Source organism: Legionella rowbothamii (assembly GCF_900639985.1).
In the GTDB taxonomy this organism is placed as follows: Bacteria; Pseudomonadota; Gammaproteobacteria; order Legionellales; family Legionellaceae; genus Legionella; species Legionella rowbothamii.
Genome location: NZ_CAAAIM010000014.1, coordinates 33,634 through 42,680, shown reverse-complemented (window position 1 = coordinate 42,680; position 9,047 = coordinate 33,634). Strand labels below are relative to the sequence as shown.

Sequence of the window (9,047 nt, the reverse complement as noted above, 5' to 3'; positions counted from 1 at the left end):
CGCTTATCGTGTCCCAACTACAAATCTATTTTGAAGACAGACTAACTTTGGGGCTTAGATAAGCAATGAGGTGACACAGTTAAATGAACACTCTCCATTTAAGGTAAACTTTCGCACCCAGGCATTATTTCGATTTCGTGAAAACTTAAATGCTTTTTCTTTAAGTAGAGTTCTTATTTCCTCACTTGGCTTGAAACCAAAGTGAATGCAAATCTTTTGATCGTCACTAATTGTTACCTTAATCCCATTTTCAAACTCGTCATCTATCGTTTTAGAATTTGTCTTTTCTACCTCGGTTATTCTTTTTTTATAACGAGTAATATTAGCCCCTAAATTTTGCAACTCCCATCTTTCAAAACCTATAATTTTTCCACGATAATTTGGTTTCAATAAACCTGCTATTTGTGTTTCATTTAAATTGAATTCCGTGTGCAATAGACTTTTAAACTCTGCTAGTTTTTCGGGTGATATATCTGGACAACCATTTTTAAAATACTTTCTAATCAATTTATTGATAGCCTTCATTTCTTCACGTTGCGCTTCCAATTTCTCAATTTTATTCTCAATTTTTTCACCTGCATTTGGATCGTCAGTTTGGATTGATGAGCCATCACCATAAGGTAATATGAACTTTAAAATATTTTTAACGGATTTGTTTCTAAATTCGGTTATTGCTGTTAATTTGGCATCCGCATAGTTAGAAAGTTTTTGATTTCTTGCAATTGGGAAGTTTGCTGGACCAACAATAAAACTTGACGCAACCTTGGCATATGCGAGCAACCATGAGTTGTATCCAGTGCTTAATTTTTTACGATGAGACTTAAACCATTCCTCAACAATAACATCAAAATCACCTCTTACTTCTGCGCCTCTTTTAGAAGCTTTACAAATTTCATCCAGTACCGTTTTTTTGTCTTTTAAAAGGGATTCTACGTATTCGACACGTACTTGTACCGCTCTTTTTTCGGGTGAGAATGAAGTGTTAACAAAGGCTAGTTCGGCTGCAGATTGGTTAATATCATTTAGAAGGTCTGCTGCTTGAGGAATGTGTTGAATGAGTTCATTTTCTATGTTTGTAACGTAAGTCATGATTTTATCCTTTTGTGTTTTAAACATGTGTGTCTGTAGTAGACATTTATATAATAACATAGTGCCGACATATGCCAACAAATAATTGTTGCGAATTATTGTTCTCAACTCCCTTTGGTTCGTTTCTTATTCCTTAACCCTCCCTGCGTGTATGGCAGCGTTTTATTTCACGTTAATCTTTAACACATAGGACATCATCAACCGTTGGTTTCGTTTTCTCTTCAGAGCATCTAATGTTTTTTGAAGGGGTGCGCCAAGCTTTCTAATTATTTTTTTAGCCATTTTTTATTATCCTTATTGTTTATAATTTTTTTGATATGCCCCGATATAGGGGGCATGCAGTTAATCAATTGCAAGTAAAATCAAGTCTCTCTCAGGATGCTGAATGGCAAAGTCACGTAATGCGTAATATTTATCAATTAAATAATCATCACCTTGTTGCTCAGAAATGCCATTAATCGAAAACAATGTGACAATAACGCCCAAGGCTTCCGGGCTAACAAATCCGTTAAAGCCATTTCCATCAACAAACATTTCCAACGGCTGCTCTAATGCCGGAGCAAGAAAGAATCCCTCGTTGCTTAGCTCGTAGAAATTCCAATACCCGCCGCTGTATTGATAGCACATAGATTGAGCAAGGTAATAAATAATATTTTCAAATTGAATGACATGCCTTTTTACATGTTTAGGGAGGAAGTTTAGGCGATTTTTTTCTACTACGAGTTGCTTATAAATGACTTCATTACGGTTCATTATTAAAAATCCTTATGTGTGTTTCAAACGTGTGTCTTTTCTCAGACATTTATAGAATAGCATATAATCATATTTATACAACAATTATTTGCAACAAATTATTGTTGTAATATCTTCTTCCCTGTATTACACTATTTATTATCGAGCAACGTAACTCTTGAGGTTATTTTAATTTATACCTATAATAACCTTAAAGGTTATAATTTGGACAATTCCATGAGCGAATCAAGACGGCCAAGTTATAATTTAAACGATATTAAAAAAGCGTTTAACAATGAACATAAATTACGAATGACGGTATCAGCCAAACAAGGGCAACTAGCGCTTGGCTTCTCCGATCATGATGTAGTAGAAGCCATACAAAGCTTAACAAGTACTGATTTTTATAAATCAATGGAACCAATAAACCCAGGTTTTACCGCTTGGCAAGATGTATATAAAGCTAATTATAAAGGTGTGCATCTTTATATAAAGTTTCAAGTAAACAGTTATGGCGAACTTATTCTCTCATTTAAGGAGAAATAATATGAAAAAAGAACTATGCCCAATTTGTGGCGAACTGGCAGCAAGCCATGAAGAGCGAAGCACAACCTATAACTATAAAGGACACGCATTTTACATCATGCAGCCAGCCCTTTGGTGCGACTCATGTGGGGAAGGGGTTATAAGTCCTGAGGATAACAAAGCCACTGCCTTAGAAATTCAAGGGCATCGCTCACGAATTGATGGTATATTAACGCCTAATGAAATTGCAAAAATACGAAAACACTTAAACCTGAATCAAAAGGATGCCAGTCGTCTATTTGGTGGTGGCATTAACTCGTTTAACCGATATGAACGAGGAACCAACCCAATCCCTAAGCCGTTAAGTATGCTTTTAGTGCTTTTAGACAAACACCCAGAGCAATTACAAGAACTATTAATGTCTCCCGTAGTTAATCCATCGGAACAGAGCGCAAGGAGGCTATAAAATGAAAGAAACCTTACAAATTACATTAAGAAAAAACAGGAGGTCTGAAGATTTAATTCAGATCGCTCGAAAAACCAAAGGTGAAAACATTTCATACAGTTATGGGCAGTCTAATCCCCCCTTACCAGAAGAGGCGATTTTTTCAGAAGCCGAGCTATTTGAAATTTCATGGTTTGACCAAATGGTTAAATTCTTTCATGAGCATCAAGACACTAACGCAACCGATTTAGAGCGCTATAGACTCTTTCTGCCAGAAAATTTTTATCAAGCCATTTATGAATTACACAAAAAATGCCAAGAACACAAAATTGACTATAGACCCGTAGACTCATTGCTTAAGTCCATCATCAACAAGATTAAGGCTACAGAAAAAAGCCTGTATGAAAAAACGGGGATCACCAGTAATGTTCTAAAAGAGATTCATTTTAAAGATCTTTCAGAAAATGCAGATAGACTTAATTCCTCAACCCTGGAACTATTCAAAAAATTGATTGAAATTCCTGATTTTTATAATCAGTTTAAGCAAATTGCTACAAATGAATATAAGAAAAACCCCAATATAAAAATTGGCCATTTTAAGGGGTATGCACAAGGACATGCGCTACCATCAAAATGGATCTGCGCCTGTGCAGTGGATGTAATTTCAAAAAGCGAAAGCCCGTTCAATATTCTCAACTCAGAAGAACTTCTTGATCTTTGGATTAAACCTAAATTACGCTCAGGCTTCGAGCTTTCCCAACTTTTATTCCGATTAAGAGAGATAAAATCGTCACCAGAGTTTATTAGATGCGTAGAAGATATATCCCAACTTTTTTTATAAACATATTAGAAAGGCAATCTTAATGAAAAAATTATCTTGGTGATAAGCTGTTACTTGCTTTTTATGTTCTTCATGGCAATTAGCTTGAGCCTGCTTTTAAATCATTTTGCATCGTCAGGTGTTTATCTTTTTTCCAATTTTAAGCATGAATTAGGAAGTTATAGCAATTTTGTTATAAGTAAATTTCCGTATTTTAATGGACATGAGTACTTTGTAAGTTATGTTTCAGCAGGTATAGGCTTCATATGTTATATGCTGTGCGGAAAAATAGATTATTAGTTGTCGCGCCGTTTATCTAAGCCAGCTTAGCTAGACATAAAAACCAAAAATAATATGAGCTAAATACAACTGCGAGATAAATGACAGCTATATAATTTGTTGAATTGTTTTTATTACTTAGCTTTTACGCAACCAATTTAAAGCTGTTTAGCTCACCCTCTATTTCAATTTTTGTTGTCTAATCGACTAAAAAACTCCGTTGCCCTAGCCTGATTTATTTCCAGCAACCGCCGTTGAAATTGCAAAAAAGTCATTGATTCACATTCGTCTAATTGAAATCTGCTCACGGGCTTAGCATTGTCCAAACATTCTCTAGTACTCCACATCACCCCAACAAGATACTTTTCTTGGTGCTGCGCATAAATAATTTCAGCATGAAGAGGCTTGCTGTTATTGGGAAAATATTTTTGGTGTTCTTGATAGTCTTCACTGCCTTCATCAATTGGCCAAAAGAGTCGTTTTACTTGATAATTTTCGTAGCGATTTTTCCCCCGAGTCACATCCCTTAAAAAATTCTTAAGCCCATTATCTTGTAAATAAGTATGTCCCTCATCACCATAATGCTTAAAAAATAATTCGGAAATTCGATCAATGGGGCTTTTTTCGGTAATAAAAAAATAAGGCCAAAAGATGGGCTTTAGTATAAGATAGGATTTCAGGCTAGGGCGAATTTGAAAGACATCAATATCCATAGTTCTCTTTACTTCATTATACTTCAGCAAGGATTGAATAGAGCCCAAAATACTCATAAATAATCCAGCCACATAAAGCGCAAGAACCCAATGAAACAACTCTAATGACATTTCTCAATTACTCCTTTTTAATAGCACTCAATAATTCACCTACTCGATGACGCAACATCGTTGCATGAATGTTATGCCCACGAAACTCATAGTGAGGCCACTTGGAGTGGCACTCTTCCAGTGCAGACAGCATTTCATTGCGAGTCATCGGGGTTTCACTATAGCCAGGCCAATCTTCGTAGTGATTGGTTTTTACATCAACTCGCCACTGAATGACCCACGCTTTTTCTTCATCTGCCTCGTTCATTAAATAACCTATTTCCTACGATTGGTGCCTATTTTACAACAGGGAAGCTCTAGGCGTAAAATAGCGTCTTTAGTTCCAATTATATAGCGCGATTTAATGTCCCATTCTTATTTAGAGCACCCCTTACCCAATCAAGAGCATCCACAAGGATATTGGAAACAGCCCATACCGCTCGTTTATACTCTAAATAATGAAGCCCCTTATCCTTTAGACGCATTACCGAACATACTCCAACGTGTAGTTCACTCCTATCAATGCTATGGACAACAGCCGTTATCCCTAGTCGCGAATGGTGCTTTAGCAAACCTCTCTCTGGCATGTCAGGCTCATGCTAATGTTGCTCGCGACACCTATTTAACTAGTCCTGTTTCATTATATTTCTTAGTGATTGCCAGCTCAGGAGAGCGTAAAAGTGCTGCGGACTCCCTTTTTTCTAATGCCATTCGTCAGTGGGAAACTAACATAAGAAAAAAACGAGAGCCTGAACGATTAAGCGCACTAACTCAGCATAAAGCCTGGCAAATGGAGCGAGATGGCTTGCTCACCCAAATCAAACGCGCCACCTATACAGGGGAGGACAGCGAATACTACAAAGAATTACTTGAAGAGCTAGTTCACCAAGAACCAGACATCCCCATACAGCCTACCTTGTATTTTGAAGATGCAACCCAAGAAGCACTGGCCATTCATTTGGCACACGGCTGGCCAAGTGCCTCCCTATGGTCTGATGAAGCCGGAATCATACTCGGCAGCCACAGCATGCAATCAAACCCGTTGCGTTTTGTTGCCCTGCTCAATCGCTTATGGGAGGGAAAGTCCTTTGCGGCACATCGCAAAACATCCCAAAGCTTCATTATTGAACAGCGGCGCTTGACGCTAAATTTAATGATGCAACCCTTGCTGTTAAATCAAATGATTCATCAGGCCACGGGTGTTACCCGTCAAAGCGGTTTTTTGGCGCGTTGCCTTCTCGCCTTCCCTGACAGCTCCATGGGAACTCGTTTTTATCAAGAACCTCCAGAACAACTGATGGGTTTAATCGAATACGAGCAGCGTATCACGCAATGCCTGGAACACTCTCAACGCTTAACCCAAGTGGGGTGTATTAATCTACCCACACTAAAAATGACCGCCGCAGCAAAGCATTTATGGATTCAGTTTTTTAATAGCATTGAATCCGGTCTTACAACCCAAGGGCAGTGGATGGAAATCAAAGATTTTGCCAGCAAAGCCGCTGAAAATGCAGCGCGTCTGGCAGCCCTATTTCATCTTTTTTCAGGACGAATAGGGGACATCCGTGCCGAAGATATGGAACAGGCCATTACATTAACCCGCTGGTATTTGTGTGAAGCAAGGCGTTTATTAGGGCCTAAGTCGGCACAGCCCTATATTGACGATGCGCGTAAACTACTTGATTGGCTCCTAGCACGAAAACCAGAAATGCCAACCCCAAGAGAGATACTGCAATTTAGTCCTTTACGTAATAAAGAGCTGCGCGATAATGCATTGGAAACGCTCATCGAACATCACTACATTCGTCTCACCAAATTAGGAAATAAAACCCGCATTGAACTCAATCCCCGCGCAGAGATCTGTTGAACCAGCAAAATTAGCCAACAGCGGCATGCAGAGTTTTACAATCGCGCAGTTCTGATTGTATTTCACGAATTCTAACTAAATTAATCATTAAAACCTCATCTTTCTCTGGTGATAAAAAAACGCCATTTGAATATGGTTGGTCATTTTTTATATCAAATAACCTTAAATATTTAGCGAATGCGGTTTTACTCATACCACATCTTGTGGAGACATCATCTGTAAGAGGCATAGAAAAGGCGTATTTATCAGTCAAAGTTAAAATATTATGTATGAATGTACTTTTTAAACAATGATACATATTGAACTCATTGGTTTCGTGACTATCATTAACCGATATACGGAAAATTTGAACATCCTCTAAATCATCTACGTGAAATCCATTTTTTGGACGACTTTCATTAAATAGCTTTGCAAGATGTAGCCTACCATCCAGTATCATATCGTGTTGCTGAGGGGTAACCAAATAGCCGCTAGGGAAGTTAATGATATTATTTTTTACCAGTACAAGAATCATTTTTACCAGGGCAATAAAGTGGCTCCTGCACTTTTCATAATTAATGTTATTTGACTCAAATCGATGATAAGTTTTTGTTTTTACGCCATTAATACATCGATTAGCTATTGCAATGGGGGTAATATTTTCCGGTGCTCCAGAGAAATTACCAGAGTTGATATTATTTATCACATTATGGTCACAGCATAAAAAAGACAACTCAAAAGACTCTACCGTTTCGTCCAAATAAAAATTGATAATTAAATCTTGAACAAATGGCTTTACGTGTTTATACCAACCATCTTGAAATTCCGAGCACCTGTAAGCAATAGACTGCTGATTATCCTGAAGCCAATCATAATTGTAGCCAAATATTTGACATGCTTTTATTTGAGCATTTTTGTCAAATAAATTAATCAATATTTCCTTATTAGTGACATCAGCTCGACTGATCTTAATGCCTGTTATCCACTCTAGGAGCATGCTCAAATCGTTGTAATCTATTTTTTGATCATCAATAATTTTTAAGAAACTGTTTATTTGATGGTCAAAAGTATCATTTATCTTGGTATACGATTTCTGATACTCATTAATCGTATGCTCTTTTACTTTGTTTAAGGTGCTGACTATGGCTGTGTTAATGGAAGTTGTTTCTGCCTCAGCAATGCATTCATAAAACTCTTTTATTTCTGCTGGAATCCTTAAGGTTGTGGTAATTAATTTATCGGTTTCTGGGCCGATATTTTTTTGTAAAAATGTTTCAATCGCCTTAAAAATAGTTGATTGGAAATTACTAAATAAGCTATACGTCATTTCGTGATTCATTTTGTCCCTTAAATTTTTTTGACACCAAAACGATACTATTAATAAACATGATATTGCAATACTTTTTGAAGGGAATATTTGTTAATAAACCATCATCACTAATAGGCTTGATTTGGATGCATTCGGCTTCTGAAAATGACAATTGAACTCAATCCCAACTGCAAATAATGGATATCCGATTCCGATATTTGCTACATCTGCTACATGGGCGCAATAAAGAGCTAAAAACGCGCCCATGCCGCCGTACCTCTTGACATGAATCCAGCAAACACAGGAAGTTCATGCATTTCCTCTTCATTAAAATTAAGAAGGCCTTCCGTAGCAAAATGAAATCTACGGGAACGCTACACCGAGCTACACCAATTAAACCACCAAAATACATCCTCAAATAGACAAAAGAGGATGTCTTCAGTTCCAGCAAGGGTTTCTGTAAGTTTTATCTTTATTTGGCAGGAAAATTCAAACTTTAAATGGCATGATTATGATGCACTAAAAATTAAGTGGTAAATAACCCGACGCAAACGGATCTTTTATGCCGTCCATTCATAAAGCACCGCTGGACAACTCTTCTTCATTACCGGAGCCGTCATTAAAATCTATTATCTGAGATCCATGGCTTTCATAAAATCGTCTAGCTCCGATATTTTCCTGGAATGTATAAAGCTGTAATGGAGAACCTAAAATCGATTTAGCCTTTTAATCATTAATGTTCCAACGCCTTGACCAACAGAGTCGGGATAAATATAAAGTTGCCTAATCCGTCCTGTTCCCTCGTCATTTGTTAATGACATCATACCAATAATAATACCCCTTTCTTGAGCAACAATTACTTTCTCTTCAGGAAGAAGATTATTACGAATCCACAGGAGGATACTTTCATCCGTATGTATTAATGGCGCAAAGATTACCAGTTCTTTGCTTAATCTCAGGTAAACATTTGCAATTGCATTTACATCTGCATTTATAACTCTAAGTAATAATGTATTAATTTTCATTTTATATCAGGAGTTCTAGCCCCAACCCTCCACTTTTTACTGAAGAGACAATAAGGTATCATTGATAAACAAAAAATATTACAGTTATTTTAGAGTTTTTGATTAAAAATTAATTGAATTGTCGGGTTTATTTTGAAATACAACTTTTGTCAGTTCTTCCACAGGACCCGTAAG

General features: G+C 37.0%; 10 protein-coding genes. 4 read left to right on the top strand and 6 right to left on the bottom strand.

Features of this window, described 5'->3' with window-relative positions; translation table 11 throughout:
* Window positions 1-54: 54 nt before the first annotated feature.
* Both E1P08_RS16115 and E1P08_RS16110 read right to left on the bottom strand, forming a co-directional pair.
* Complete coding sequence (locus E1P08_RS16115; RefSeq protein WP_133137995.1) at window positions 55-1,089, bottom strand: hypothetical protein; 1,035 nt, start codon at window positions 1,087-1,089, stop codon at window positions 55-57.
* 342 nt (window positions 1,090-1,431) lie between these two features.
* Window positions 1,432-1,842: an antirestriction protein gene (locus E1P08_RS16110; protein WP_133137994.1), complete on the bottom strand. Its 411-nt coding sequence runs from the start codon at window positions 1,840-1,842 to the stop codon at window positions 1,432-1,434.
* Between the two features lie 216 nt (window positions 1,843-2,058).
* On the opposite strand from E1P08_RS16110, the gene E1P08_RS16105 reads away from it, so the two are divergent.
* From E1P08_RS16105 to E1P08_RS16095, 3 genes are read left to right on the top strand one after another with little or no spacing between them, the layout of a single operon-like run.
* A complete protein-coding gene (locus tag E1P08_RS16105) occupies window positions 2,059-2,367 on the top strand; it encodes a type II toxin-antitoxin system MqsR family toxin (RefSeq protein WP_133137993.1) in 309 nt (102 codons plus the stop codon).
* A gap of 1 nt (window position 2,368) precedes the next feature.
* Window positions 2,369-2,812: a type II toxin-antitoxin system MqsA family antitoxin gene (locus E1P08_RS16100; protein ID WP_165485215.1), complete on the top strand. Its 444-nt coding sequence runs from the start codon at window positions 2,369-2,371 to the stop codon at window positions 2,810-2,812.
* 1 nt (window position 2,813) lies between these two features.
* Window positions 2,814-3,632: a hypothetical protein gene (locus tag E1P08_RS16095; RefSeq protein ID WP_133137991.1), complete on the top strand. Its 819-nt coding sequence runs from the start codon at window positions 2,814-2,816 to the stop codon at window positions 3,630-3,632.
* A 443-nt stretch (window positions 3,633-4,075) separates the two neighbouring features.
* Here the strand turns inward: E1P08_RS16095 and E1P08_RS16090 are convergent, their stop codons facing one another.
* A complete protein-coding gene (locus E1P08_RS16090; RefSeq protein ID WP_133137990.1) occupies window positions 4,076-4,714 on the bottom strand; it encodes a hypothetical protein in 639 nt (212 codons plus the stop codon).
* Between the two features lie 7 nt (window positions 4,715-4,721).
* Window positions 4,722-4,961, bottom strand: a complete 240-nt coding sequence (locus tag E1P08_RS16085; RefSeq protein WP_133137989.1) for a hypothetical protein — start codon at window positions 4,959-4,961, stop codon at window positions 4,722-4,724.
* A 96-nt stretch (window positions 4,962-5,057) separates the two neighbouring features.
* On the opposite strand from E1P08_RS16085, the gene E1P08_RS16080 reads away from it, so the two are divergent.
* Window positions 5,058-6,560 (top strand): YfjI family protein, encoded by a 1,503-nt coding sequence (locus E1P08_RS16080; protein ID WP_133137988.1) that lies wholly within the window; start codon window positions 5,058-5,060, stop codon window positions 6,558-6,560.
* Window positions 6,561-6,570: 10 nt separating this feature from the next.
* On the opposite strand, the gene E1P08_RS16075 is transcribed toward E1P08_RS16080, so the two are convergent.
* Entirely contained in the window at window positions 6,571-7,878 is a 1,308-nt protein-coding gene (locus E1P08_RS16075; protein ID WP_133137987.1) for a hypothetical protein, read from the bottom strand.
* A gap of 677 nt (window positions 7,879-8,555) precedes the next feature.
* Window positions 8,556-8,873: a GNAT family N-acetyltransferase gene (locus E1P08_RS16070; protein WP_133137986.1), complete on the bottom strand. Its 318-nt coding sequence runs from the start codon at window positions 8,871-8,873 to the stop codon at window positions 8,556-8,558.
* Window positions 8,874-9,047 lie beyond the last annotated feature (174 nt).